Below are 24,187 nucleotides of genomic sequence, written 5' to 3'. Positions count from 1 at the left end.
CGCTGCGTACGAGGTCACCTGCAACCCCCCGGGTTGTGCCGTTCGTTGTGTCAGCCAAGGTGACGCGGTGGCCGCGGCGAAGTCAAGCCGGTGCGGCGGCGATCGAGCGCCGCCGCGATCAACTCCGTGAGCTCCTCTGTGCCCTCGGGCAACGCGTGTACCGGCCACCAGCGCAGGTCGTCCGACTCGTCGCTTGCCACCGGCTGCGCTTCCCGTGGAGCCCGCACCACGAACTGCACGTCGAAGTGCCGGGTCGGGGCGCCCAGCGAGCACGTGATCGGGTGCACCTCGAGACGAACGGGCTCTGGGTCCAGCGTCAGCTCCTCAATGCCGGACTCCTCGCGCGCCTCCCGCAGCGCGGCATCCGCCAGCGAGGAGTCCTCCGGTTCGCAGTGACCTCCAAGCTGAAGCCACCTGCCGACCCGGGGATGCAGGGTAAGCAGCACCCGCTCGCCCGGCTCGTCCAACACCACAGCCGAGGCGGTCAGGTGCCCTGGGGCGCACGACCGCTCACAGGCGTCCTCCCGCGCCGCGAGAAAGCCGAGGTAGCTCTGCCGCAGTGACTCCTGCGCGGCCTCGTAGGGCCGCCACGCCCGCAGGGCCGCGGTGGCGTTGATGTGTAGTGCGCTCACCATTCGATCAGGCCCTCGTCCAGTTCGCGTGGCTCGCGCGGGTGTCGTGGCCCGGCATGGTGCCCGATGGCGACCGCACCGAGCGGTTGCCACGACGAGTCCAGTCCCAGTGTGGTTCGAACCACTTCCGGGGCGAAGATCGTCGAGGAGATCCAGCACGAGCCGAGGCCCTCGGCCGCGAGAGCCACCAGCAGGTTCTGCACCGCCGCGCCACCGGCGACGGTGAACATCGTGTGCTCACAGGCGTTGCGCCGCTGGTCCGGATAGTTGTGGGCGCCCTCCGGTACCAGGAACGGCACAACCACCTCGGGTGCCTCGAACAGCACATCGCCCCTGCGCAGCCGCTTGGCGATCTGCTCGTCGGTGAAGCCGTCGCCGATCAGGTCCGCCCGCCAGGCGTCCCGCATCGCCTCAAGCAACTTGTCCCGTTGCCCACGGTTGCGTAGCCAGCCGAACCGCACCGGCCGGGTGTGGTGTGGCGCGGGCGCGGTGAGCGCAGCCGCCACGGCTGCGCGCACCAGTTCCGGGTCAACCGGTTCGTCGGTGAACTCCCGAACCGACCGGCGCAGCAGCACCGCCTCGCGATGTCCCTGCGCGATGGCCTCCGCTGTGCCGAGCCGGAACAGGTCCTCCTCAACCGGCCGCACCAGATCGCGGGCCGTGGCGGTGCCGTCGCCTACGGCCAGGCCGCGAACGACCGCGACCGGTGTGCCACCGAGCTTGCCCTTCACCAGGTCCGCCGCAGCCGCCACCTCGTCGGCCACCGCGACCTCGGTGACGGCCAGCTCGTTGCCCTGCCCGTCCACGGCTCCGGCGTAGGAATGCAGCACCCGAAGGCCCGATGACCCGATCGCGAAGTCGGTCTGGCCGAGCCGCCAGGCCCTGCCCATCGTGTCGGTGACGACCACGGCGACCTCGACGCCGAGCCGTTCGCGCAACCCTGCTCGCAGCGCCGCGGCCGATGCGTCCGGGTCGGTGGGCAGCAGTGCGATCGCGTCGCCCGCGACGTTGGAGGCGTCCACGCCCGAGGCCGCCTGCACGATCCCCAGCGGGTTCTCGGTGATCAGCGTGCGGCCCATGCGGGCGATGACCCGCACCGACTCCTCGTCGATAAGGGCGCGTCTCGCGGCGTCGCGTTCCTCGGGATCGGTCGGCACGGTGACCAGCCTGCCCTCGACCTTCGAGACGACCTTGCTGGTGACCACCACGATGTCGCCCGAGCGTAACCAGGGTGCCTGCCGTGCGATGGCGCCCGTGAGATCGTCGCCCGGCCGGAACTCGGGCAATCCCTCGACCGGCATGATCTCCAGCCTTGGCGCCGCATGGTCAGTCAACGTCCACTCCAGACAAGTCCAGCGCGGCAAGTGCCATCTTCACCGTCGCGTCGACGCCGGACATCAGCAGCGGAACGGCCCTGACCGCCACTCCCGGCACGTCGACCGACTCGCCCTCGTGTACCAGCCACCCGTCAAGCAGCCCTTCCTCCGACGTGTGTCTCGACCCGTAGAGCCTGCCCACGGCTTCCGCCGAGGTGTCCACGCCGATCGCGGTGAGGCACGCGTCGGCCATCCCGCGCAGCGGCCTGCCGCCGATGATCGGTGAGACGCCGACGATCCCGGCCTCGGTCTTGCGCAGCGCCTCCCGCACCCCGGGAACCGACAGCACGGTGCCGACCGAGACCACCGGGTTCGAAGGCGCGAACAGCACGGCATCGGCTTCAGCGATCGCCTCGAGCACACCGGGAGCCGGGGTGGCCTCCTCTGCGCCGACGGGAACGATCGAGTGCGCTCGAAGCGAAGCGCGGTAGCGCACCCACCATTCCTGGAAGTGCAGCGCCTTGCGCTGTCCTGGCACGTCCGGGTCGTCCACGACCACGTGGGTCTCCACCCGGTCGTCGGCCATCGGAAGCAGCCTCGCCCCAGGGCGCCACCGATCGCACAGCGCCTCGGTCACCGCCGAGAGCGGGTAACCGGCGCGGAGCATGCGGGTGCGGACCAGGTGCGTGGCGATGTCCTTGTCGCCGAGCGAGAACCACGTGGGCTCAGCACCGTAGGCCTGGAGTTCGGCCTTGACCGTCCAGGTCTCGCCCGCGTGCCCCCACCCCCGGTCGGGGTCGATCCCGCCGCCGAGGGTGTACATGCACGTGTCCAGGTCCGGGCAGACACGCAGGCCGTGCATCCACACGTCGTCACCGGTGTTGACGATCGCGGTGACCTGGTGAGGTGACTCGCCCTCGCCCACCGGTGGCAGCCCGAGCGCGGCCTTGACTCCGAGCAGAAAACGCGCCCCGCCGACGCCGCCCACTACAACGACAACCTTCACGGGGCCCGATCCTGCCACGGCGTGCCAGGAACCCAGTAGCGGTAACGGTGGTGCTCGCGGAATCCCAGGCGCTGGTACAACGCCAGCGCACCGTTGTTACCGACAGCGACCTGTAGAACGCATCGAGTAGTGCCGTGTTCGGACCCCCATGCCGAAACCCGCCGCATGAGTCCGCCCGCGATACCGCGCCTGCGCAGCCGCTGCCGCACCGCCAGCCGCGCGACGTGCAGCAGGTCGCCGACCACGGCGCCGCGCACCGCCGCCACTGTGCCTGCTTGGTGCTCTGCCACCCCGAAACCAACACGGTCACCGCTGGTCAGCACATGTCGCTGTGCGGTCGTTGGCAGAGGCGAGTCCACCGTGAGCTCCCACCAGCCCGCCGTCGGCGCGTCCAACATCCGTATCCGCTCATCGCCTGCCTCGCCGCCTTGCCCGGTCGGCCCGACCAGGACCGATACCTCGCAACCGACCGCGTGCTCGTGATACGGCCGCCATCCCGACCGCAGCAACTCGGACTCCACCGGATCGCCGTGGACAACCTGCACCACAGGCTCGATGCGTTGCTCGTGGGCGAACTCACATACTTCGTCGAGTGCGCTGGTGATCGCGATTCCCGGGTCGCCGACGGCCAGAGCGCTGTTGGCGCGGGCGGTGAAGGGAACCCGCTCGGTGCCGACCCGATCCGCCGCGGCCCGCAACCGCCACTCGCCGAGCCTTCGCTCGATCAGCGCCTGCCATGCGTCGGCGCATGCGTGTTCGATGTGCTCGGCCCCGTTCACGACTAGATTGGTATCAAAAGCCCAGTAAGGAGGGCCGATGAGTATCGCGCGCAAGGACGATCGCCACAACGCCGACCTGGTGCGGGAAATCTCCGACAGCTTCGCCAGGGCCGTCGACAACGAGCCGGAACCCACGGCTGAGCCCGGCACCGAACCGGCCGAATCGAGGCCGCGATTCGTGATTACCGGTGACAAACGCTTCCCTCCCCGACAGGGGCCCTCGGCTTAGGATGCGTGGCGAGACAGCGTAGTGTCCGGCAACCAGCCGGACTGAAACCACCAGCAGGAGAGCGCAGTGACCTATGTGATCGCCGAGCCCTGCGTCGACGTGCTCGACAAGGCATGCATCGACGAGTGCCCCGTCGACTGCATCTATGAGGGCGAGCGGATGCTCTACATCCACCCCGACGAGTGTGTCGACTGCGGAGCCTGCGAGCCGGTCTGTCCGGTGGAAGCGATCTACTACGAGGACGACGTGCCGGACGAGTGGAGCGCCTACACCAAGGCCAACGTCGACTTCTTCGACGAGCTCGGCTCTCCCGGCGGGGCGTCCAAGGTCGGTAAGACGGCTCACGACCCGCAGTGGATCAAGGACCTGCCCCCGCAGGGCGAATGACCCGCTCGCGGCTGCCCGACTTCCCCTGGGACTCGCTGGCCGAGCAGAGCCGGCGCGCGCGGGCTCATCCCGGCGGCATCGTCGACCTGTCCGTCGGGACACCGGTCGACCCGGTGCCCGAACCCGTGCGCGAGGCACTGGCCTCGGTGTCGCAGATCCCCGGTTACCCGACCACCCACGGCACGGCCGCGTTGCGATCGGCCGCTGTGGAGGCGTTGGGCCGTAGGCATGGCGTCGAGGGGATCGACCCGGATGCCGTGCTTCCCACGATCGGGTCGAAAGAACTGGTCGCGTGGCTGCCGACACTGCTTGGCGTGAAGCCGGGCTCGATGGTGGTCATCCCCGAGCTCGCCTACCCCACCTACGAGGTGGGCGCCCTGCTGGCAGGCGCTTCGGTGCTGCGCTCGGACGGGGTGACCGCCGTCGGCCCCGGCAGGCCCGCGCTGCTGTGGCTGAACTCGCCGTCCAATCCGACGGGGCGAGTGCTCGGCCTCGAACACCTGCGCAAGGTGGTCCAGTGGGCACGCGAGCGCGGCACGATCGTCGTCTCCGACGAGTGTTACCTCGCGCTCGGCTGGGAGAGCGAACCCATCTCGATACTGCATCCCGATGTCCACGGTGGACGCATGGACGGCCTGCTCGCCGTTCATTCGTTGTCGAAGTCGGCGAACCTGGCCAGCTACCGTGCGGGTTTCGTCACCGGCGACCCCGCGCTCGTGCGTGACCTGCTGGCCGTGCGCAAGCATGCGGGGATGATCGTGCCGAGGCCGGTGCAGGAGGCGATGACCGTGGCGCTGCGCGACGACACCGCGCTGCGCGGGCAGCGGGAACGCTACGCTAACCGGCGCGCCGTATTGCGCTCGGCGCTGGAGAAGGTGGGATTCCGCATCGACTACTCCGAGGCGGGCCTTTACCTGTGGGCTACCCGGGACGAGGACGCACTGGCGAGCGTGGACTGGTTCGCCCAGCACGGCATCCTCGTCGCGCCCGGCTCCTTCTACGGCCCGAAGGGCCGCCAGCACGTGCGTATCGCGCTGACGGCCACCGACGAGCGGGTCGAAGCCGCGGCCGCTCGGCTCGCCGAGGCCTAGCGGGCGGCCCCGGTCAGTCGTTGGCGTGCAGGGCGGCGTTCAGCTCGACACCAGCGCCCGCACGGGATACGACCTCGACGGCGCCCGTGGTCGAGTTGCGGCGCAACAGCGCACCGGAGAGGCCGGACAGCTCCCTTGCCTTCACCGACTTGCCTTCTACGTTGACCTTCGTGCCCGCCGTGATGTAGAGGCCTGCCTCGACAACACAGTCGTCGCCGAGCGAGATGCCGACACCGCCGTTGGCGCCGATCAAGCAGCGCTCGCCGATCGAGATCACTTCCTTGCCGCCACCGGAGAGGGTGCCCATGATCGAGGCGCCGCCGCCGATGTCGGTTCCGTCGCCGACCACGACTCCGGCCGAGATCCGGCCCTCCACCATCGAGGCGCCCAGCGTGCCCGCGTTGAAGTTCACGAATCCCTCGTGCATCACGGTGGAGCCGCTCGCCAGGTGAGCACCGAGGCGCACCCGGTCCGCATCAGCGATCCGCACCCCGGAGGGCACCACGTAGTCCACCATGCGAGGGAACTTGTCGACGCCGTACACCGTCACCTGGCCGCGCGCCCGCAGCCGCATCCTGGCCGTCTCGAAGCCCTCAACGGGGCACGGGCCGTGGTTGGTCCACACGACGTTGGACAGCAGGCCGAACACTCCGTCGAGGTTCTGCCCGTGCGGGCGGACCAGCCGGTGGGAGAGCAGGTGCAGCCGCAGGTAGACGTCGTGGGCGTCGGCAGGGGGCTGCGAAAGCGAGGCGATCGAGGTGCGCACGGCCACCACCTCGACGCCTCGGTCGCTGTCCTGGCCGAGCAGCGCCGAAACCGAATCCCCGAGCAGTTCCTCGGCCTGTGCCTCGGTCAGCCGCTCGGTGCCGCCCGAGGCCGCGGCCGTCAGCTTCGGGTGAGGGAACCAGGTGTCGAGGACGGTCCCGTCGCCTGTCACGGTGGCAAGGCCGACGCCGGTCGCGCCGGTCGTATCTGGGTTGGGGGTCTGCTCGCTCACGGCCGCTACGGTAGCCGTTGCTCAGCTCGGCCGTGTCGTCACGTCCGGCAGGGCCGACACCTCCCGCCGCACCGCCTCCAGAGCGGTCGCGATGTCGGTGAGCGCGGTCGAACACGACTGGCCGCCACCCTGGGCGCACCCGTTGTCGCGGTAGGCGGCGATACCCGACGCGAGTTCGTTCGCCGCGCGGTTGAGCTGGCTGCCCGCCGCGTCGACGAAGCGCCGCGCCGTTTCGGGAACGCTGGCCACCTGGGTCACGTACTTCTCACAGTTGGGCGCGGGCACCGACTCCGGAGACCGGAAGCACTCATCGGCGCTGAGCGCGTTCAACTTGACCGTGAGCGCCCCTGGTCCGGGGTCCTGCGGCTGCTGTTCGGGCATGGGGCCCGCTTCGCGGGAACAACCCGCGATCGTCAGCAACGCCGCGACAACGGCGGCCGTGGCAACTGTCATGCGCACGGCAACACCGTACGCACCCCCGCGCTACGGTTCGGACATGCCCTCACTCGACTTGCGTGCCGACCCCGTCGATCTCACCGAGGCGCTGGTGAACATCGCCAGCGTCTCCGGTGCCGAGGCCGAGATCGCCGACGCGGTGGAGGCGGCGCTGCGCGCGCAGGCGCCGCACCTGGAGGTGGTCCGCCACGGCGATGCCGTGCTGGCGAGGACGTCGCTGGGCAGGCCGAGCCGCGTGGTGCTCGCCGGGCACCTCGACACGGTGCCGGTCAACGACAACCTTCCGCTGACGCGCACCGGTTCCGGCGCGGAGCAGGTGCTGCACGGGCTGGGCACGGTGGACATGAAGGGCGGCGATGCGGTGCTGCTGCACCTGGCGGCGACCCTCACCGAGCCGAGGCACGACCTGACGTTCGTCTTCTACGACTGCGAGGAGGTCGAGGCCGCCCGCAACGGGCTCGGCCGAATCGAGCGGGAGCTGCCCCAGTGGTTGCGGGGTGACCTTGCCGTGGTCGGCGAGCCGTCCAACGGTGTGATCGAGGCGGGGTGCCAGGGCACCATGCGGGTCGAGTTGCGGGCCGAGGGCAGGCGGGCGCACACCGCACGGGCCTGGATGGGTGTCAACGCCATCCACACCCTCGCCGAACCGCTGCGCAGGCTCGCCGAGTACCGGCCGCGCGAGGTGGAGATCGACGGGCTCACCTACCGCGAGGGGTTGCAGGCGGTGCGGGTGTCGGGCGGGGTGTCGGGCAACGTGGTTCCGGACAGCGCCGTGCTGGCCGTGAACCACCGCTTCGCCCCCGATCGCGGCGTCGAGCAGGCGCGCGCGCACCTGGCGGAGGTGTTCGACGGCTTCGACCTGACCGTGGTGGACAGCTCGGCGGGGGCGCTGCCGGGACTGTCCGCTCCAGCCGCTGCCGAGCTCGTCGCCGCCGCGGGCGGGAGGGTGGCGCCGAAACTCGGCTGGACCGACGTGGCGCGGTTCGCCGCGCTCGGCATGCCCGCAGTGAACCTCGGCCCCGGTGACCCGACGCTCGCGCACACCAGGCAGGAACACGTCGCCGCCTGCGAGATCTCCTCGGTGTTCGAGGTACTGAGGTCGTTCCTGTCGGCATGACTCTACGCTTGGCGCTGTGAGCGAGGCGACGCGCGATGTCCGAGGCGACAACGAACACCCACCCGAGCGCCACCGAGGGCCGGTCGTGCTGCGCAGGGGACGGCAGGCCGAGGACACCACCACCGACCAACGCCTGCTCGACTCGAGGGGCCCGAGCGACTGGGTGCACACCGACCCGTGGCGGGTGCTGCGGATACAGGCGGAGTTCGTAGAGGGGTTCGGCGCGCTGGCCGAGGTGCCGAGGGCGGTGACGGTGTTCGGTTCCGCACGCACGCCGCGCGACCACCCCGAGTACCAGTTGGGCCGCGACATCGGTGGCGCGCTCGCCAACGCTGGTTTCGCGGCCATCACCGGCGGCGGGCCCGGCTCGATGGAGGCGGTGAACCGGGGTGCGTCGGAAGCTGGCGGGCTGTCCATCGGTCTCGGGATCGAGCTGCCGTTCGAGCAGGGACTCAACCCGTGGGTCGATCTCGGCGTGAACTTCCGCTACTTCTTCACGCGCAAGACCATGTTCGTCAAGTACGCGCAGGCCTTCATCTGCCTGCCTGGCGGTTTCGGCACGCTGGACGAGCTGTTCGAGGCGCTCACGCTCGTGCAGACCAAGAAGGTGACGAAGTTCCCGGTGGTGCTGTTCGGGTCGGCCTACTGGGGCGGGCTCTACGACTGGGTGCGCGGAACGGTGCTGTCGGAAGGAAAGATCGGCGACCGGGACGCGGCTTTGCTGCACGTCACCGACGACATCGACGACGCGGTCGGCGTGGTGCTGGAGGCGTACAAGGCCTGGGAGGACACGCACTAGTGGATCGGCTCTGTGTCTTCTGCGGGTCGTCGAAAGGTGCCGAGCCCGGCTACGCCGACGACGCCGCCGCGCTCGGCGGGCTGCTGGCACGGCGGGGCATCGGCGTCGTCTACGGCGGCGGCCAGGTGGGACTCATGGGGGTGGTCGCCGACGCCACACTCGCCGCGGGTGGCGAGGTGATCGGTGTGATTCCCAAGCACCTGATGCGGGAGGAGATCGCACACGCCGGGCTCACCCAGCTACACGTCGTGGAGGACATGCACGAGCGCAAGGCGATGATGGCGGCGCTTTCGGACGGCTTCGTGGCGCTGCCGGGCGGCGCCGGCACGCTTGAGGAGCTGTTCGAGGTGTGGACCTGGGCCCAGCTGGGGCTGCACGCCAAACCCGTCGGCCTGCTTGACGTGCGCGGCTACTACCGCGAGTTGCGCGGCTTCATCCAGCACATGGTCGACGAGGGGTTCCTGAACCGGGCCAGCCGGGAGCTGCTGACCATCGAAACCGACGCCGAGGCGCTGCTCGACGCCTTCGCCCGGCACGATGCCCGGCCGGTCGACAAGTGGGCGGACTGAGTCGCCGAGTGAACGAGCAGTGGTTCGCGAGGCGCACCTGGCAGTCGCCGACGTGGAAGCCCGAGGAGCTGTTGCGCGCCAAGGGCTCGCGGACCGTGTCGGTCGTGCTGCCCGCGCTGAACGAGGAGGCGACCGTCGGCGACGTGGTGGCATCGGTGCGCCCGCTGCTGGGGTCGCTCGTCGACGAGCTGGTGGTGATCGACTCCGGGTCCACCGACGGCACCGCGGTCGTCGCGGCGCAAGCCGGTGCGAAGGTGGTCCACCGCGAGGACGTGCTGCAGGACTGGGAACCGCTGCCGGGTAAGGGCGAGGTGCTGTGGCGCTCGCTGGCCGCCACCTCGGGTGAACTGATCGTCTTTCTCGACTCCGACCTGGTCGAGCCCGATCCTGAGTTCGTGCCGTCGCTGCTGGGCCCGCTGCTGTGCGCGTCCGGTGTCGAGCTGGTCAAGGGCTTCTACCGCAGGCCGCTTCGGCTGGAGACCGACGAGTTCGGCACCGGCGGAGGCAGGGTCACCGAGCTGCTGGCCCGGCCGCTACTGGCCGCGCTGCGGCCGTCGCTTTCCTGGCTGGTGCAGCCGCTCGGCGGCGAGTACGCGGCGACGAGGCGGCTGCTGGAATCGGTCCCGTTCGCCACGGGCTACGGCGTGGAGATCGGGTTGCTGCTCGACGCCGAGGCCCGGTACGGACTCGACGCACTCGCACAGGTGAACCTCGGTGTGCGCAAGCACCGCAACCGCTCGTTGCTGCAACTGGGCGTGATGGCACGGCAGATCCTGAGCACCGCGCTCGACCGGTGCGGTGTCGCAGAACGGGGTGCCGAGGAACTGACCCAGTTCGTGCAGGTCGCGGGCCAGTGGGTGGCGGACGTCAAGCAGGTGCCCGTACTCGACCGGCCTCCGATGCGCGAGGTGCTGGCGACGCGCACGTGAGGTGGCGGCGTATGTCACGATCGTGCTGTGACCACCGCGCTCATCTACCTGTTGGTGATGCTGCTAGTGGCGGCCGTGGTGTTCCTGGTCGCGGCCGTCGTGTTCGGCCGTGGCGAGGAGCTCGCCCCGCTGGCGCCTGGCAGTTCGCCGACGCGGCTACCCGCGCAGGACATCACCGGCGATGACATCAGGAGCGTGAAGTTCCAGCTCGTGCTGCGCGGCTACAAGATGGCCGAGGTCGACTGGGTGCTCAACCGGCTGGGCGTCGAACTCGACGACCTGCGAGCCAAAGTGGTCGAATTGGAGGCCGAGCTGGCCGAACGGACCCGAGGGGCCGCACGATGAGCGACCTCGTGGCCTCGGTGGAGGTCGGGGCGCCCGCGGGCACGACCTGGCTGGCGCTGACCGACTGGAACCAGCAGGGCCGCTGGATGCTGGGAACCGAGGTTCGCGTGGTGTCCGGTAACGGCCGCAGCGTCGGCTCCCGCATCGAGGCGTTCACGGGTGTGGCGGGCATCGGGGTGAAGGACCAGATGGAGATCACCAGCTGGGAGCCGCCGGTGCGCTGCACGATGCGGCACCTCGGGTCCGTCGTGCGCGGTACCGGTTCCTTTCATGTGCAGGCCAGGGGTGCACAGCGGTCGGTGTTCATCTGGTCGGAGCACCTGACGCCGCCGTTCGGCATCTTCGGCAGGCTCGGCTGGCCGGTGGCGCGACCGGTGTTCGCCCTCGGCCTGCGGCATTCGATGCGCAACTTCGCCCGCTTCGCCGAGTCCTACGTGGTGGGCCAGTGAACCGCGAACTGCTCGGCGCCGACGGGGTGGCCCGCTGTTCATGGGGCAACTCGGCACCCGACTACGCCGCCTACCACGACGAGGAATGGGGAGTGGTGCTGCGTGGACAACGCCAGCTGTTCGAACGGCTCTCACTGGAGGCGTTCCAGTCCGGTCTTTCGTGGTTGACGATCCTGCGCAAGCGCGAGAGCTTCCGCAGCGCCTTCGCCGGGTTCGACCCCGAGCGCATCGCCTCCTTCACCGGCGACGACGTCGACCGACTGCTTGCGGATGCGTCCATCGTGCGCAACCGGGCGAAGATCAGGGCCACCGTCACCAACGCCAGAGCGGTGGTCGCCCTGGACGTCCCGCTCGACGAGCTGCTGTGGTCGTTCGCGCCGCCCTCCGGGACGCGGAGGCGGCCACGCTCGATGGCTGAGGTGCCTGCCACGACCCCGGAGTCGAAGGCGATGGCGCGGGAGTTGAAGAAGCGCGGCTTCGCCTTCGTCGGGCCCACCACGTGTTACGCGATGATGCAGGCCGTCGGCATGGTCGACGACCACGTCGAAGGCTGCTTCCGCGCCGCTGCCCGCTGAGCTACCTGCCCCTGAAGTTGGGCGGGCGTTTGTCCACGAACGCGGCCACCGCCTCGGCATGGTCGGCGGTGGCGCCCAGCCTGGCCTGGCCCGCGTCCTCCTCGGCCAGTGCCTCGTCGAGCGTGCTGCGCGCCGCCGTCGCCATCGTGGACTTGATCGAGGAGTAGGCCGCCGTCGGACCGGCCGCCAGCCCGGCGGCCAACTCGTGCGCCCGCGCGGCGAGGTTCTCGTCGGCCACCACCTCGCCGACCAGCCCGATGCGCAGCGCTTCCTCGCTTTCGACGGTGCGGGCCAGCAGCATGAGCTCAAGCGCGCGGCCGTACCCGATGAGTCGTTGCAGCGTCCACGACGCACCCGAGTCCGGTCCGAGGCCAACTTTGGCGAAGGCCATCATGAAGTTCGCCGAGCTCGCCGCTATGCGCACGTCGGCGGCGTAGGCGAGTGCGGCACCGGCCCCGGCGGCGGGCCCGTTGACGGCGGCGATCACCGGCTTGGGCATGTCCACGATCGTTTTGATGATCGGGTTGTAGTGCTGCGACACCGTCCGCAGCGGCGAGTCGTCACCGGCGCGCAGCTTGCCGATGTGCTCCTTGAGGTCCTGCCCCGCGCAGAACGCCTTGCCTGCTCCGGTGAGCACCAGTGCCCTGACCTCGTCATCGCTCGCCGCCTGCCGCAGCTCCCGCAGCAGCGACTCCTTCAGTTCCACGGTGAGTGAGTTGTACGCCTTCGGCCGGTTGAGCGTCAGGGTGCGCACCCCGTCGGCGTCCTCGCGCCGTAGCACGTCCTCTGTGGTCACTGGTAAAACCCTTCGTCGTCGGCGTTGCCCCGAGAGTCTGACAGGCCCGTGAGCCGCATACCAGCGGCGATGTGCCGGCGCTAAGATCGGTCCGCGTTCGCGGCCGACTGCCGATGGGGGACAATGGCGATTGACCCGGTTGCTTTGGCGAGCGCGACCCGGGCGCGCTGGTTCAGACGGAGGGAGCACGCTATGGCGGCCATGAAGCCCCGGACCGGAGATGGTCCCCTCGAGGTGACTAAGGAGGGGCGGGGCCTCGTGATGCGCGTACCACTCGAGGGTGGTGGGCGACTCGTCGTCGAGCTGTCGGCCGAGGAGGCCAAGGATCTCGGTGCGGCCCTTCAGGAGGCCACCAGCTGACCGTTCCCTCATTGACCGCCCGCCAGCGTTGACCTCAGTTCGGGCTGGCTCCACCTGACTGTGCCTGGAGGCCGTCGATGGCGCGCTCCCCGCTGCCCTCCATCCCCACCCACCTGACCGATGTGGAGGTGGTAGGTGCCGCCCGCCGTGGGGTCGCTCTCGCGGTAGTGGTCCCTTCCGGGGCCGAAACCGAGTACACCGAGGTTATGAACCGCCTGCGGGCCACGGGCAAGGCAGCGGAGGTCAGCCCGCTAGCCGGCCCCGAAGGGCCGCGGTGGCTCGTCGGGGTCGGCGAAGGGACCGCCAGGGACTACCGCGCGGCAGGCGCCGCGTTCGCCCGCGCGGCGACGGCCGACGCGGGCCAGGGCGGCGACGCGGCAGGCAGGCGAGGCCCGGTCACGGTGCAGGTCGAGCTGCCGCCGCAGGCGGGCCCCGACCTCTACGGCCAGTTCGCCACCGGTGTGCTGCTCGGGGGCTACCGGTACCGGGTGAGCATGGACAACGGCGCTACGGGTGTGCGCAAGGTACGGCTGGTGGCGCCAACGGCTGACGCCACGCAGCCGTATACGGAGGCGGTGAGCAGGGCGTGCGAGCTGGCGCGGGCGACCGCGCTCGCTCGCGACCTCGCCAACACCCCTTCCAACGTCAAGAACCCGGCCTGGCTCGCCAACACGGCCCAGCGGCTCACCGCCGACCTGCCCGGACTCACGGTCACCGTGCGTGACGAGCGGTGGCTGGCCGAGCGTGGATTCGGCGGGATGCTCGCAGTCGGCGGCGGTTCCGCGAGTCCACCGCGGTTGATCGAGGCGGTGTACCGGCCTCGCGGGGCCACGGCACATCTGCTGTTCGTCGGCAAGGGCATCACCTTCGACACCGGCGGGATCTCGGTGAAGCCCGCGGAAGGCATGCAGGTGATGCGCACCGACATGTCCGGCGGCGGCGCCGTGCTGGCGGCGATGCGTGCCATCGCGACGCTGCGGCTCCGGGTGCGCGTTACCGCGCTGGTTCCCGCAGCCGAGAACCTCATTTCCGGCTCGGCGTACCGGCCAGGTGACGTCGTGCGGCACTACGGCGGGCGCACCACCGAGGTGACCAACACCGACGCGGAGGGCAGGATGGTGCTCGCCGACGCGCTCGCCTACGGCACCTCGCGCTTCTCCCCGGACCTCGTCGTGGACGTCGCCACGTTGACCGGCGCGATGAAGATCGCGCTCGGTCTGCGAACCGGAGGACTGTTCGCCAGCGACGACGACCTGGCACTGCGGCTGCGGGCCGCGGGCGAGCGGGTAGGGGAGGCGTGGTGGCGGATGCCGCTTCCCGACGACCACGCCAGTGACGTGCGAAGCGACATCGCCGACGTGCGGCAGGTTCCGCCCGGTCCCGGCGGCATCGTGGCAGCGCTGTTCCTGCGGGAGTTCGCGGGTGGGCTGCCGTGGGCGCACCTGGACATCGCGGGCCCCGCGCGCTCGGACAAGAACTACGACGAGGTGGTGCCCGGCGGCACCGGATTCGCCACGCGCACCCTCGTCGAACTCGCTGCCTCCTACGCCTGAACGGGCCTGCCGAGCACGAAGTCGCGGAACGCGGCGACAGCGGGTGGCAACGGCGGCGAGGCAGGCCAGACCAGCCCAAGCGTGCGCGTCACCGGCGGGTCGAGCGGCAGTTCGGTGACACCGGAAGGGGAGCCGGGCTGGAACTTGGGCAGCAGCGCGATCCCCAACCCGGCCGCGACCAGCCCGCGCACGGTATCGGACTCCTGACCCTCGAACGCGACGTCGGGCAGGAACCCGGCGCCGGCGCACAGCTCGTCGGTGATCTGGCGCAGCCCGTAGCCGTGTTCCAGCATCACGAACACCTCGTGCCTCAGGTCGGTGATCCGCACGCGACCACGCGCCGCGAGCCGGTGCCCGTTGGGTACGGAAACGAACAGTTCCTGCTCGGCCAGCGATGCGGAGGCAAGGCCTGGCTCGGCGGGTGGTGGCGCGATCAGGGCGAGATCGACGCTGCCGCCGCGAAGCCGATCCACCACGTCCTGCCGTGAGCCCTGCACGAGGCTGAACCGCACGTGCCGGTGGTTCGCCCTGAAGTCGGCGAGCAGCGAAGGCACGAGCGAGCGGCCGAGCAGGTGCAGGAAACCCAGCACCACGTGCCCGCGTTCCGGATCGATCTCCTCGCTCGCCCTGCGCACCCCGTCGCTGAGCAGGTCGACGGCGCGCTCGGCTGCGTCGGCGAGCAGCCTGCCCGCCCGGGTGAGGCGCACACCCCGCCCCTCGGGAACGGTCAGCGGAGCCCCGAGCGCCTGACCCAGCGCGGCGATGCGCCTGCTGGCGGTCGGCTGCGGGATACCGAGTTCCTCGGCCGCTCGGGTGACGTTGCCGGTGAGCTTCAGCACCCGCAACAGCGCCGCGTTACCCGCCAGTGCCGTCATGAGCGGCGCGTTCGCGGAATCATTCACCACATCATCGATTATGCGGCTGCTTCGTATTAGACGTATTGATCAGTCCGCTCTAGCGTCGGCAGCCGTGGCTACAGCCGCACCACCCCAGTCCGTCTCCCTCCGGGTCACCATCGCGGTCGCCGCGGCGGGGATCTGTTCGTTCGCCCTGCTCTACGCTCCACAGCCGCTGCTGCCTTGGCTGGCGGAGGCGTTCGCGCTCGATCCGGCGAGCGCCTCCCTCACGGTCAGCGTCGCTACGGGCGCCCTCGCGGTGGCGGTGGTGCCGATCGGTGTGCTTTCGGAATTCGTCGGTCGGCGAGGCGTGATTCTCGCCTCGACGTTGTGTTCGGCGCTGCTCGGCCTCGCGCTGCCGCTCGCGGGTTCGTATGAGGCGCTGCTCGTGCTCAGGGCGTTGCAGGGTGTGGCGATCGCGGGTTTCCCCGGTGTCGCGGCCGCCTACCTTGTCGAGCTGCTCGGCGGCGCCGGTGTGACCGCAGCGGTAGGGGCCATGATCGCAGGGAACACCGTAGGCGGCATGCTCGGCAGGCTGGCCGGTGGTGTCACGTCCGAGGTGTTCGGTTGGCGTGGCGCGCTGGCCTTCGTCGCCGCGCTGTCGCTGCTTTGCGCACTCCTCACCGCGGTCACCCTGCCCCGCCGGGCCCATCGCGATGGGCACCGCGATGGGCGAGGCCGGTCCGGTACGCCGAGGGAACTGCGTGCCAGGTCGCGCGGGGTTTTCGCGGGTATGGCCTCGGCGCTTCGCAAGCCGGTGCTGCTGGCGCAGTACGCGGTGGCGTTGCTGGCGATGGGCTCGTTCGTCGCCCTGTACAACGCCGCCGGGTTCCGGCTCACCAGCGAACCGCTCTCGCTGCCGCCCGCGCTCGCGTCACTGGTGTTCCTCGCCTACGCCATGGGTGCGGTGTCGTCGGCGACTGTGGGCCGCCTCGCCGTCAGATTCGGCCGCCGCCGTTGCCTGCTGATCGCGTTGCTGGTCACGGCAGTGGGCGCCGCTCTCACCGTCGCCGATTCGTTACCGCTCGTCGTAGCCGGTTTCGTCGTGCTCACCGGCGGATTCTTCGCCGCCCACGCCGTCGCCAACGGTTGGGCCGCCGCCGAGGCCCCGCAGTGGGCGCGCGGCCCGGCGGCGAGCCTGTACACCCTCGCCTACTACCTGGGCAGCAGCTTCGGTGGCACCGCGGGAACCGCTGTCTACGGCCAAGCAGGCTGGGCCTGGCTGGTCGCCGGTGTAGCGCTGTGGCTGGGACTGGCCGCGCTCGCCGTCCACGCGACCTGCCGGAGGCGGCCGGACGGCATCCCGCTCACGAACCCGCGACGGCAGCCGCCAGCAAGCCGCTGCCCAGCGGGATGAACACCGGCAGTAGCCGCTCGTCCTCCCGTAACGCGCGAGCCACCTCCCGCAGCGCCAGTAGTTCCGGGTCGCGCCGGGCGTGGTCACCGACCCTGCCGCCCGCCAGCATGTTGTGGAACACGATCACCCCGCCCGGCCGCAGCAACTCGACTCCCACCTCGAAGTAGCTCGGGTACTCCAGCCTGGCGGCGTCGGCGAACACCAGGTCGTAGCCACCGGAGGTCAGCCGGGGCAGCACGTCCAGTGCGCGGCCCATGATGAGCCGCATCCGCCCTGCCGCGAATCCGGCGTCGAGGAACGTCCTGCGGGCGTAGCGGTGGAACTCCGGCTCCAGATCGATCGAGGTCAGCACGCCGTCGGAAGCCATGCCCCGTAGCAGGCACAACCCACTGACCCCGGCGCCCGTCCCGATCTCCACGACCGCCCGCGCCTGCAAGGTGGCGGCGAGGAAGCTCAACGCGGCGCCCACTCCGCAGGACACCGGAGGGCAGCCCAACTCGCCCGCACGCATCCTCGCCGCGGCCAAGACGTCGTCATCGGGGACGTAGCTCTCGACGAAGTCGCCGAGGTCAACCAGGCCGGTGACGTGCGTCTCGGAGTTCACGCGCTGAGGTTAGCGTGGCCAGGTACCCCACAGGGGCAACCACGCTCGCTCACTTGTTCTCAGTCTGCTCTCAGGCTGGTCTCACTAGAACCATAGGCACAGGGGTGAGACTTAAGGCTCCCGAACGGGAACACCCGGCACATCCGCTGCGTTGGCGGAGTACAAGAGGGGACAGGCCGATGGAGGTGCCTCCGCTGCCGTACGACAGCACGCAGACAGCGACGTTGCCGGTGGAAGGCGAACTTGGTTGGACACCACCGTCCTGGGACGAGGTTGTCCGCGAGCACGCCGATCGGGTGTACCGGCTGGCCTACCGACTCACCGGCAACACCCACGACGCCGAGGACATCACCCAGGAGACCTTCATCCGGGTGTTCCGCTTCCTCGCGTCGTACAAGCCAGGAACCTTCGAGGGCTGGCTGCACCGCATTACCACGAACCTGTTCCTCGACATGGCGCGTCGCCGTGCCCGGGTGCGGATGGAGGGACTGCCGGAGGACACCGACCGGATCGTCGGCGACGACCCGAGTCCAGAGCAGGTCTATTCCGACACGCATCTGGACCCGGACCTGCAGGCGGCTCTGGACGAGCTTCCGCCCGAGTTCAGGGCGGCCGTTGTGCTCTGCGATGTGGAAGGACTCTCGTACGAGGAGATCGGTGCGACGCTCGGCGTTAAGCTCGGCACCGTGCGCAGCCGGATTCACCGTGGCCGCCAGGCGCTCAAGGCTTCACTCGAGCGTCGCCGCGCGCTGACCCAGGAGGCTCAGGTATGAGCGAACACCGGGGATGGGGGCTCCCCGAGTCGCACCTGTTACCGGACGCCGTGGTCGCGTTCGTGGACAAGGAGTTGTCACTCGGCGCTCACGAGCGCGCCGCGACCCACATCGCCCGCTGCGCGGTCTGCGCGGCCGAGGTGGCCGCTCAACGCGCGGCCAGCAGCGCCGTCCGCAGAGCAGGTTCCCCGGCGATCTCCGCCGGGTTCCTCGCGAGCTTGCGCTCGATCCCGCAGCGCACGGAGCTGCCCACGGCGCCGGACAGCCTCGCAATCTCCGTGGACGGCCAGTTGGTGGCCGTGCAGCGGCCGGAACGTGTCGCCGGACTGCGGGACGGGTTTGCCTCCGGTGGGCTCGGTGACTCGGCCCCGCTGGGCACCTCGCCGAACGTGCTCGGCAGCGGCGAACGGCTCGGCTCGGCGCGCCGCCGCGCCGCACAGGGCGCGGGTGTCGTGGTTTCCGGTCTCGTGCTGAGTGCCCTGGCGCTGGTCGCCACCTCTAGTGTCGGTGCTCCAGGCGGCGGTACGGCCGAGGTCGGTGGTGACCGGCCAGGCATGCCATCGACCGGTGTACTGCGTGCCCAGTTGCGCGCGAACGCGCCGGCTGCCACCCCGAGCACGACGGTGTCCGCGAGCACGACGACTGCCGCAACCACCGCCGCGGCCAAGGCGCCCACCGCTGGCGTGTATGGCCCACGCTGACTTCACCGAGCCGACGGCAATATCGAGGTTCTAGGCTTGGCGTATGGTCGCGCCGAGTGATCGCTTCAGCCGTCTAGCCGGGGAAGAATGAACGAGCCACGCAACGCGCACCAGGAGGAGCCGGGCGAGCGGGAGCAGCGGCTACAGCCACGCCCTGTCGCGCGTCCGCCGGTCGATCCCGCGCTGGCCGCCGCGTTCGGCAGGCCCCGTGGCGTGGCCGGGCCGTTTGACAGGCTCTACGTTCCCGATACCAGTAATCGAAACGGTGACCAGCCCCCGCGGGCGGCACCGCCGGAGTCGCTGGTCGAGGCCTTCGGCAGGCCGCAGGACGCGGCTGACGTCGTGCTGCAGCGTCCCCCGGACGACAACGGCTCGGGTCCGCGCGCAGGCGACTCCGAGCCGTTGTGGTCGTCGGCGAACGACCCGTGGCGCGATCCCGGCGCGCCTGCCGTGCTCGGCGGGCCCGCGCTGCGCGATGACGATGACGTCGACGACGAGGAGCGGCCTCGCGGACCGCTGCTGAGCCTGCCCGAGGTGCTGTTCGGCCGCAGGGTCAAGCCCACCGCCCTGGCGTTGCTCGGTGTCGTGGCGCTGCTGGTGGGCGCGGCAGGCGGGTTGGTCGGCTGGGCGGTAGCCAGCGCGGGTGACTCGCTCACCGGTGAGTTGAACGTCGCCGAGGCACAGGCGGGCAAGGAACGCCCAGCGGGCTCGGTTGCCGGCGTCGCGGGACGGGTTGCGCCTGCCGTCGTGTCGATCGAGGTGGAGTCCGGCCAGACCGGTGGCGTCGGCTCCGGCGTGGTCATCGACAAACAGGGCTACGTGCTGACCAACAACCACGTGGTGTCGGCGGCACGGCGCGATGAGCAGGCCAAGATCATGGCGGTGTTCATCGACGGCACTCGCGCGCCGGCACAGGTGGTGGGCACCGATCCGAAGACCGACCTCGCGGTGCTGAAGGTCAACGTGGCCAACCCCGTCGTCATCGAGATCGGCAGGTCGGCCGACCTCGCGCCCGGTGACTCGGTGATCGCGGTCGGCTCTCCGTTCGGCCTGGCGAACACGGTCACAGAGGGGATTGTCAGCGCGCTCAACCGACCTGTCACCGCGCCCGGCGAGAACGGCGAACCGGCCGTCACCTACGACGCGATCCAGACTGATGCGGCCATCAACCCCGGCAACTCCGGCGGCGCGCTCGTCGATTCAACGGGTGCGCTGGTCGGCATCAACTCGATGATCCGCACCGTCGGCAGCGCGGGCGAGGGCGGCAGCATCGGCCTCGGGTTCGCGATCCCGATCGACCAGGCGATCAGGATCAGCGAGGCGCTGGTGCGCGACGGTGAGGTCAAGCACGCCGAACTGGGGGTGAACGCGGCGTCCGTCTCGGCCAACACCTCGCAGGGTGCTCAGGTCCGCAACGTGGTGCAGGGCGGTCCGGCGGCGAAGGCGGGGATCACCGAGGGTGACGTGATCACCAAGGTTGGTGACCGGCAGGTGCGCAACGCGGCCGAGCTCACCGTGGCGGTTCGCCAGCACGAGGTCGGCCAGGTTGTTCCGGTGCGGCTGGTGCGACAGGGCAGACCCCTTACGGTCGACGTCACCTTGGGTTCAGACTGACCGGGTAAGCTGGTCCGACCCGGGGCGTGAGGCGGAGGTTGGCAGGTGTTCGACAGCATCGGCTGGGGCGAGATCCTGGTTTTGATCATCGCGGGCCTGTTCATTCTTGGCCCGGAGCGGCTGCCCGAAGCTGCGGCATGGCTCGGCAGGAACGTGCGAAAGATGCGGGATTTCGCCACCGGAGCGCGCCAGCAGTTGCGCGACGAGATGGGCCCGGAGTTCGACGAGTTCCGTAAGCCGATCGAGGATCTGCGTACGCTGCGTAGCTTCGACCCCAAGCGGGCGGTGACCCAGCACCTGTTCGACGGTGACCCCGACCCGCTCGGCCTCAACTCGTTCAACGGCAACGGCAACGGCAACGGCACGACCGAGCCTGCCAACGGGTCAGCCAAGCCGAACGGCTACCCGGCCGTCCCGCAGCCGAAGTCGGAACCGCTGCAGCCGGGAGAGAGGCCACCGATCGACCCCGACGCCACCTGACCACCCGCGAGTCCCCCGCTCCTGCCCGCGAGTCCCCCGCTCCTGCCCGCGAGTCCCCCGCTCCTGCCCGCGAGTTCTGCGCTCCGCCCGAACACCGCATGGCACGTCAGGTGGGTGGTGTTGATCCAAACGGGCATGCCGCACCGTGGAAACCCCGACCACCGGTCATCCAATGGCTCGGCCACACCCGCCAGCGCAGAACTCGCAGACGAGAGTGCAGAACTCGCGGGCAGGAGCGCAGAACTCGCGGGCGAGAGCGGGGGACTCGCGAGTGTGTAGTGGCGGGTCAGCGGCCCGCCGGGGTCACGTTCAGCATCATCCCGGCCAGGCCGCGAGCGCGTACCGATAGCTTCTCGGCAGCCTGCCGGAGCACTTTGCTCGCGGGCGCGTCGGGCTCGGCGAGCACCAGCGGGGTGCCGGCGTCGCCCTGCTCGCGCAGTCGCGGGTCGAGTGGCACCTGACCGAGCAGCGGAACCTCAGCACCCACCGACTTCGAAAGCGACTCGGCGACGGTCTGCCCACCACCGGAGCCGAAGATCTCCATGCGGGAGCCGTCGGGTGCCTCGAACCATGACATGTTCTCGATCACGCCCGCGACGCGCTGGCGGGTTTGCAGTGCGATCGCCCCCGCACGCTCCGCGACCTCGGCCGCGGCCTGCTGCGGGGTGGTGACCACGAGGATCTCGGCGTTCGGCACGAGCTGGGCCACGGAGATGGCGATGTCACCGGTGCCCGGCGGCAGGTCCAGCAGCAGGATGTCGAGGTCGCCCCAGAAGACGTCGGCGAGGAACTGCTGCAGTGCGCGGTGCAGCATCGGGCCGCGCCACACCACCGGGGTGTTGCCGGGGGTGAACATGCCGATCGAGATGACCCTCACACCGTGCGCCTGCGGCGGCATGATCATCTTCTCGACCTTGGTGGGCTTCTCGTCGGCTCCGAGCATGCGGGGCACGGAGTGCCCGTAGATGTCGGCGTCAACCACACCGACCGAAAGCCCGCGCTCGGCCATGGCAACGGCGAGGTTCACCGTCACACTGGACTTGCCAACGCCACCCTTGCCGGAGGCCACGCAGTACACCCTGGTCAGCGAGCCGGGTTGGGCGAACGGGATGACCGGTTCCTCCGCGTCGCCCCGCAAGCGCTTGCGCAGCTCGGTGCGTTGCTCCTCGCTCATCACATCCAGCTCGACGTGTACCTCGCGCACGCCAGGCAGTTCCTGCACGGCAGCGGTGGTGTCCCGCGTGATGGTTTCCTTCAGCGGGCAGCCTGCCACCGTCAGGTAGACCGCCACGGTCACGACGCCGTCCTCGCCTACCGTGATGTCCTTGACCATGCCGAGCTCGGTGATCGGCTTGTGGATCTCGGGGTCCTTGACCTTGTTCAGCGCGCCGCGTACGTCGTCGACGCTGGGGGTCTGTTGCGTGGTGGTCACTGCTCGGACACCGACCTTCTGTCGCTGGCGGTTGCGGTTGCTGTACTCATGCTACGTGCCCCCTGCTGGAGATCCTCTCGCAACTTCTCCAGCTCGACGCGCAGATAGTCCCTCGTGACCACCTCACCGATCGCCAGCCGCAGTCCGGCCAGTTCGCGAGCGAGGTACTCGGTGTCCGCCTTGGTTTGCGCGGCTCGCATCCGGTCCTCTTCCAGCGAGACCCGGTCCCGGTCGTCCTGCCTGTTCTGCGCGAGCAGAATGAGCGGCGCCGCATAGGCCGCCTGCGTGGAGAACGCCAAGTTGAGCAGGATGAACGGGTACGGGTCCCAGCGCAGCGACGCGGCGGAGAGGTTCAGCGCGATCCAGACGATCACCACGACCGTCTGCCAGAACAGGTACTTGCCGGTGCCGATGAACCTCGCCAGCCGCTCGGAGAACCGGCCGACCAGTTCCGGATCGACGCGCACGACGAAGCGTCGTGGCTGGCGTGGTTGGTCCAACCGCCTGCGAGCCAGCAGTTCCGGCATGGTTCGTCCTCCTCTGATGCGACGCTCGAGGCGTCAACCTGTGCCCATGTCGTACAGCCCGGTCTCCCGCCAACCCTCGGGCAGCAGGTGATCGAGCACGTCGTCGACCGTCACGGCGCCCACGAGGTGCTCGTCGGCATCAACGACGGGGGCGCACGCCAGGTTGTAGGCGGCGAAATATCGGGTCACCTCGGTCAGCGACGCCGAAGGGCTGAGCGTGGGCAGATCGGTGTCGGCCGCGGCGGCGACCAGATCCGCGGGCGGTTCCCTGAGCAGCCGCTGGAAGTGCACACAGCCGATGTAGCGTCCGGTCGGGGTCGCGCTCGGCGGGCGACACACGAAAACCATGCTGGCCAGCGGCGTGGTGAGGTCGGGGTTGCGGATGTGAGCCAGCGCTTCCGCCACCGTCGCGTCCGGCGTCAGCACCACCGGCTCGGAGGTCATCAACCCGCCCGCCGTGTCCGAGGAGTACTCCAGCAGCCGCTTCACCGGCTCGGACTCCTCCGGGTGCATCAGGCCGAGCAGCCTGCCCTGATCATCGGGAGCCAGTTCGGAGAGCAGGTCCGCGGCGTCGTCGGGATCCATCGCCTCGAGTACGTCGGCGGCACGCTCGTCGGCTAGGTAGGCGACCAGTTCGCGTTGGTCGTCCTCGGGCAGTTCCTCCAGCACGTCGGCCAGCCGCTCGTCGTCCATCGCGTCGACCACCTCGTGCCTGCGCTTCATCGGCAGATCACGCAGAGTCGCTGCGACGTCGACCGCTCGCATCGTGTCGAACAGCATCAGCAACTGCGCGGCGCCCTGCGCCTGGCCGGTGAGGTCGGTCAGTCCGAGCCCGGACACCTCGTTCCATGCCACCACCCGCATCGACGAGCGTCGCCTGGTCAGGCCAATTCCGCCGCGCTCCCTGATCGCCAGTTTGCTGAGAACCCAATCCCTGGTGCGGGTGGGCTCCATGGCGGCGTCCACAACCGTGACCCTGCTCCCGTCCGACCGCAGCGTCGCCCGGGCATCGAACAGCTGGCCGAGCACCAGCACCTCGTTGGGTCGTTGGTGGAAGCGGCGCATGTTGACCGAACCTGTCGAGAGCGTGACCGCGCTGGGCTCAATCGAGGTCACCCGCAGCATCGGTACGAATACCCTGCGCCGGGTCGACAGCTCCACGACCAGCCCGAGCACGCGGGGAGGCAGCTGGTCCAGCCGTAGGCCCGCCACGATGTCGCGGACCTTGCCGATCGACTCGCCGTCGGGGCCGAATACCGGCAGTCTCGCCAGCTGAGCCGCGAAAACCCGGTTGACGGCCGCCATGGGCCCAGACTAGGCAAGCAGGGTCCGCCTCGCCCGCCGACGAGCTTCAGGTCACGGGCGTGGTCAACGGCAGCAGGCACCGAAGTGCGCCGGCATGCACAGGTCACGGCGGG

The 24,187-nt window shown here is 69.9% G+C and carries 29 protein-coding genes; 17 read left to right on the top strand and 12 right to left on the bottom strand.

What is annotated here, in order from left to right; genetic code table 11:
• Positions 1–50: 50 nt before the first annotated feature.
• From FHU38_RS21540 to FHU38_RS21525, 4 genes are read right to left on the bottom strand one after another with little or no spacing between them, the layout of a single operon-like run.
• Positions 51–635, bottom strand: a complete 585-nt coding sequence (locus tag FHU38_RS21540) for an NUDIX hydrolase (RefSeq protein ID WP_167174368.1) — start codon at positions 633–635, stop codon at positions 51–53.
• On the bottom strand, positions 629–1,966 hold the full coding sequence (locus FHU38_RS21535; protein ID WP_167174365.1) for a coenzyme F420-0:L-glutamate ligase: 1,338 nt from the start codon (positions 1,964–1,966) through the stop codon (positions 629–631). The genes FHU38_RS21540 and FHU38_RS21535 overlap by 7 nt, the downstream gene beginning before the upstream one ends.
• Positions 1,959–2,954 carry a 2-phospho-L-lactate transferase gene (cofD, locus tag FHU38_RS21530; RefSeq protein WP_167174362.1) on the bottom strand — a complete coding sequence of 332 codons (996 nt, stop codon included), beginning with the start codon at positions 2,952–2,954 and terminating at the stop codon, positions 1,959–1,961. Before cofD ends, FHU38_RS21535 begins: the two co-directional genes overlap by 8 nt.
• Entirely contained in the window at positions 2,951–3,733 is a 783-nt protein-coding gene (locus FHU38_RS21525; RefSeq protein ID WP_167174359.1) for a GNAT family N-acetyltransferase, read from the bottom strand. Before FHU38_RS21525 ends, cofD begins: the two co-directional genes overlap by 4 nt.
• Before the next feature lie 37 nt (positions 3,734–3,770).
• On the opposite strand from FHU38_RS21525, the gene FHU38_RS21520 reads away from it, so the two are divergent.
• The 3 genes from FHU38_RS21520 (at position 3,771) to dapC (ending at position 5,440) form a co-directional block, all read left to right on the top strand.
• Positions 3,771–3,962 carry a hypothetical protein gene (locus tag FHU38_RS21520; RefSeq protein ID WP_167174357.1) on the top strand — a complete coding sequence of 64 codons (192 nt, stop codon included), beginning with the start codon at positions 3,771–3,773 and terminating at the stop codon, positions 3,960–3,962.
• 66 nt (positions 3,963–4,028) lie between these two features.
• Entirely contained in the window at positions 4,029–4,349 is a 321-nt protein-coding gene (gene fdxA / locus FHU38_RS21515; RefSeq protein WP_009152606.1) for a ferredoxin, read from the top strand.
• A complete protein-coding gene (gene dapC, locus FHU38_RS21510) occupies positions 4,346–5,440 on the top strand; it encodes a succinyldiaminopimelate transaminase (protein ID WP_167174353.1) in 1,095 nt (364 codons plus the stop codon). Before fdxA ends, dapC begins: the two co-directional genes overlap by 4 nt.
• Before the next feature lie 13 nt (positions 5,441–5,453).
• Here the strand turns inward: dapC and dapD are convergent, their stop codons facing one another.
• Both dapD and FHU38_RS21500 read right to left on the bottom strand, forming a co-directional pair.
• Positions 5,454–6,437 carry a 2,3,4,5-tetrahydropyridine-2,6-dicarboxylate N-succinyltransferase gene (dapD, locus tag FHU38_RS21505; RefSeq protein WP_167174350.1) on the bottom strand — a complete coding sequence of 328 codons (984 nt, stop codon included), beginning with the start codon at positions 6,435–6,437 and terminating at the stop codon, positions 5,454–5,456.
• 21 nt (positions 6,438–6,458) lie between these two features.
• Complete coding sequence (locus FHU38_RS21500) at positions 6,459–6,890, bottom strand: hypothetical protein (RefSeq protein ID WP_167176391.1); 432 nt, start codon at positions 6,888–6,890, stop codon at positions 6,459–6,461.
• 43 nt (positions 6,891–6,933) lie between these two features.
• On the opposite strand from FHU38_RS21500, the gene dapE reads away from it, so the two are divergent.
• From dapE to FHU38_RS21465, 7 genes are read left to right on the top strand one after another with little or no spacing between them, the layout of a single operon-like run.
• Entirely contained in the window at positions 6,934–8,010 is a 1,077-nt protein-coding gene (gene dapE, locus FHU38_RS21495) for a succinyl-diaminopimelate desuccinylase (protein WP_167174347.1), read from the top strand.
• A 16-nt stretch (positions 8,011–8,026) separates the two neighbouring features.
• On the top strand, positions 8,027–8,809 hold the full coding sequence (locus tag FHU38_RS21490) for an LOG family protein (protein WP_009152611.1): 783 nt from the start codon (positions 8,027–8,029) through the stop codon (positions 8,807–8,809).
• Positions 8,809–9,378 carry an LOG family protein gene (locus tag FHU38_RS21485; RefSeq protein WP_313886845.1) on the top strand — a complete coding sequence of 190 codons (570 nt, stop codon included), beginning with the start codon at positions 8,809–8,811 and terminating at the stop codon, positions 9,376–9,378. Before FHU38_RS21490 ends, FHU38_RS21485 begins: the two co-directional genes overlap by 1 nt.
• Before the next feature lie 8 nt (positions 9,379–9,386).
• The gene (locus FHU38_RS21480) at positions 9,387–10,307 is read left to right on the top strand and encodes a glucosyl-3-phosphoglycerate synthase (RefSeq protein ID WP_167174344.1); all 921 of its coding nucleotides are present in this window, start codon (positions 9,387–9,389) and stop codon (positions 10,305–10,307) included.
• Positions 10,308–10,334: 27 nt separating this feature from the next.
• Complete coding sequence (locus FHU38_RS21475; protein ID WP_167174341.1) at positions 10,335–10,652, top strand: DivIVA domain-containing protein; 318 nt, start codon at positions 10,335–10,337, stop codon at positions 10,650–10,652.
• Entirely contained in the window at positions 10,649–11,101 is a 453-nt protein-coding gene (locus FHU38_RS21470; protein WP_167174338.1) for an SRPBCC family protein, read from the top strand. Before FHU38_RS21475 ends, FHU38_RS21470 begins: the two co-directional genes overlap by 4 nt.
• Complete coding sequence (locus FHU38_RS21465; RefSeq protein ID WP_167174335.1) at positions 11,098–11,676, top strand: DNA-3-methyladenine glycosylase I; 579 nt, start codon at positions 11,098–11,100, stop codon at positions 11,674–11,676. The genes FHU38_RS21470 and FHU38_RS21465 overlap by 4 nt, the downstream gene beginning before the upstream one ends.
• A 1-nt stretch (position 11,677) precedes the next feature.
• Here the strand turns inward: FHU38_RS21465 and FHU38_RS21460 are convergent, their stop codons facing one another.
• Positions 11,678–12,472, bottom strand: a complete 795-nt coding sequence (locus FHU38_RS21460; protein ID WP_167174332.1) for an enoyl-CoA hydratase-related protein — start codon at positions 12,470–12,472, stop codon at positions 11,678–11,680.
• Positions 12,473–12,664: 192 nt separating this feature from the next.
• Between FHU38_RS21460 and FHU38_RS21455 the strand changes: the two genes are divergently transcribed.
• Both FHU38_RS21455 and FHU38_RS21450 read left to right on the top strand, forming a co-directional pair.
• Positions 12,665–12,832, top strand: a complete 168-nt coding sequence (locus FHU38_RS21455) for a DUF3117 domain-containing protein (RefSeq protein ID WP_009152618.1) — start codon at positions 12,665–12,667, stop codon at positions 12,830–12,832.
• 77 nt (positions 12,833–12,909) lie between these two features.
• On the top strand, positions 12,910–14,385 hold the full coding sequence (locus FHU38_RS21450; RefSeq protein ID WP_167174329.1) for a leucyl aminopeptidase: 1,476 nt from the start codon (positions 12,910–12,912) through the stop codon (positions 14,383–14,385).
• Here the strand turns inward: FHU38_RS21450 and FHU38_RS21445 are convergent.
• Positions 14,376–15,260, bottom strand: a complete 885-nt coding sequence (locus FHU38_RS21445; RefSeq protein ID WP_167176387.1) for a LysR family transcriptional regulator — start codon at positions 15,258–15,260, stop codon at positions 14,376–14,378. The genes FHU38_RS21450 and FHU38_RS21445 overlap by 10 nt on opposite strands.
• 94 nt (positions 15,261–15,354) lie before the next feature.
• Here FHU38_RS21445 and FHU38_RS21440 point away from each other — a divergent pair, with 94 nt between their 5' ends.
• Positions 15,355–16,638, top strand: coding sequence for an MFS transporter (locus tag FHU38_RS21440; protein WP_167174326.1), 1,284 nt, complete (start codon positions 15,355–15,357; stop codon positions 16,636–16,638).
• On the opposite strand, the gene FHU38_RS21435 is transcribed toward FHU38_RS21440, so the two are convergent.
• The gene (locus FHU38_RS21435) at positions 16,589–17,242 is read right to left on the bottom strand and encodes an O-methyltransferase (RefSeq protein ID WP_167174323.1); all 654 of its coding nucleotides are present in this window, start codon (positions 17,240–17,242) and stop codon (positions 16,589–16,591) included. The two genes, FHU38_RS21440 and FHU38_RS21435, sit on opposite strands and share 50 nt — an antisense overlap.
• 179 nt (positions 17,243–17,421) lie before the next feature.
• Here FHU38_RS21435 and sigE point away from each other — a divergent pair, with 179 nt between their 5' ends.
• The 4 genes from sigE (at position 17,422) to tatB (ending at position 20,810) form a co-directional block, all read left to right on the top strand.
• A complete protein-coding gene (gene sigE, locus FHU38_RS21430; protein WP_167174320.1) occupies positions 17,422–18,015 on the top strand; it encodes an RNA polymerase sigma factor SigE in 594 nt (197 codons plus the stop codon).
• Positions 18,012–18,716: a hypothetical protein gene (locus FHU38_RS21425; protein WP_167174316.1), complete on the top strand. Its 705-nt coding sequence runs from the start codon at positions 18,012–18,014 to the stop codon at positions 18,714–18,716. The genes sigE and FHU38_RS21425 overlap by 4 nt, the downstream gene beginning before the upstream one ends.
• A gap of 87 nt (positions 18,717–18,803) precedes the next feature.
• Positions 18,804–20,330 (top strand): S1C family serine protease, encoded by a 1,527-nt coding sequence (locus FHU38_RS21420; protein ID WP_208415774.1) that lies wholly within the window; start codon positions 18,804–18,806, stop codon positions 20,328–20,330.
• 45 nt (positions 20,331–20,375) lie between these two features.
• On the top strand, positions 20,376–20,810 hold the full coding sequence (gene tatB, locus FHU38_RS21415; RefSeq protein ID WP_167174313.1) for a Sec-independent protein translocase protein TatB: 435 nt from the start codon (positions 20,376–20,378) through the stop codon (positions 20,808–20,810).
• A gap of 286 nt (positions 20,811–21,096) precedes the next feature.
• On the opposite strand, the gene FHU38_RS21410 is transcribed toward tatB, so the two are convergent.
• The 3 genes from FHU38_RS21410 to FHU38_RS21400 are packed head-to-tail and all read right to left on the bottom strand — an operon-like array spanning position 21,097 to position 24,074.
• On the bottom strand, positions 21,097–22,242 hold the full coding sequence (locus tag FHU38_RS21410) for an Mrp/NBP35 family ATP-binding protein (protein WP_167174310.1): 1,146 nt from the start codon (positions 22,240–22,242) through the stop codon (positions 21,097–21,099).
• Positions 22,239–22,769, bottom strand: a complete 531-nt coding sequence (locus tag FHU38_RS21405) for a DUF1003 domain-containing protein (RefSeq protein WP_167174307.1) — start codon at positions 22,767–22,769, stop codon at positions 22,239–22,241. Before FHU38_RS21405 ends, FHU38_RS21410 begins: the two co-directional genes overlap by 4 nt.
• Positions 22,770–22,802: 33 nt before the next feature.
• The gene (locus FHU38_RS21400; protein WP_167174304.1) at positions 22,803–24,074 is read right to left on the bottom strand and encodes a magnesium transporter MgtE N-terminal domain-containing protein; all 1,272 of its coding nucleotides are present in this window, start codon (positions 24,072–24,074) and stop codon (positions 22,803–22,805) included.
• Positions 24,075–24,187: the final 113 nt, after the last annotated feature.

It is taken from the genome of Saccharomonospora amisosensis (genome assembly GCF_011761185.1).
GTDB lineage: Bacteria > Actinomycetota > Actinomycetes > Mycobacteriales > Pseudonocardiaceae > Saccharomonospora_A > Saccharomonospora_A amisosensis.
This window is presented reverse-complemented; position numbering and strand designations above follow the sequence as displayed.

What these genes read in the sequence shown, in the direction of transcription:
- FHU38_RS21540 (WP_167174368.1), bottom strand. Translation starts at nt 635, where the DNA reads ATGGTGAGCGCACTACACATCAACGCCACCGCGGCCCTGCGGGCGTGG.
- FHU38_RS21520 (WP_167174357.1), top strand. Translation starts at nt 3,771, where the DNA reads ATGAGTATCGCGCGCAAGGACGATCGCCACAACGCCGACCTGGTGCGG.
- dapC (WP_167174353.1), top strand. Translation starts at nt 4,346, where the DNA reads ATGACCCGCTCGCGGCTGCCCGACTTCCCCTGGGACTCGCTGGCCGAG.
- FHU38_RS21500 (WP_167176391.1), bottom strand. Translation starts at nt 6,890, where the DNA reads ATGACAGTTGCCACGGCCGCCGTTGTCGCGGCGTTGCTGACGATCGCG.
- dapE (WP_167174347.1), top strand. Translation starts at nt 6,934, where the DNA reads ATGCCCTCACTCGACTTGCGTGCCGACCCCGTCGATCTCACCGAGGCG.
- FHU38_RS21470 (WP_167174338.1), top strand. Translation starts at nt 10,649, where the DNA reads ATGAGCGACCTCGTGGCCTCGGTGGAGGTCGGGGCGCCCGCGGGCACG.
- FHU38_RS21455 (WP_009152618.1), top strand. Translation starts at nt 12,665, where the DNA reads ATGGCGGCCATGAAGCCCCGGACCGGAGATGGTCCCCTCGAGGTGACT.
- FHU38_RS21450 (WP_167174329.1), top strand. Translation starts at nt 12,910, where the DNA reads ATGGCGCGCTCCCCGCTGCCCTCCATCCCCACCCACCTGACCGATGTG.
- FHU38_RS21445 (WP_167176387.1), bottom strand. Translation starts at nt 15,260, where the DNA reads ATGACGGCACTGGCGGGTAACGCGGCGCTGTTGCGGGTGCTGAAGCTC.
- sigE (WP_167174320.1), top strand. Translation starts at nt 17,422, where the DNA reads ATGGAGGTGCCTCCGCTGCCGTACGACAGCACGCAGACAGCGACGTTG.
- FHU38_RS21425 (WP_167174316.1), top strand. Translation starts at nt 18,012, where the DNA reads ATGAGCGAACACCGGGGATGGGGGCTCCCCGAGTCGCACCTGTTACCG.
- FHU38_RS21420 (WP_208415774.1), top strand. Translation starts at nt 18,804, where the DNA reads ATGAACGAGCCACGCAACGCGCACCAGGAGGAGCCGGGCGAGCGGGAG.
- FHU38_RS21405 (WP_167174307.1), bottom strand. Translation starts at nt 22,769, where the DNA reads ATGCCGGAACTGCTGGCTCGCAGGCGGTTGGACCAACCACGCCAGCCA.
- FHU38_RS21400 (WP_167174304.1), bottom strand. Translation starts at nt 24,074, where the DNA reads ATGGCGGCCGTCAACCGGGTTTTCGCGGCTCAGCTGGCGAGACTGCCG.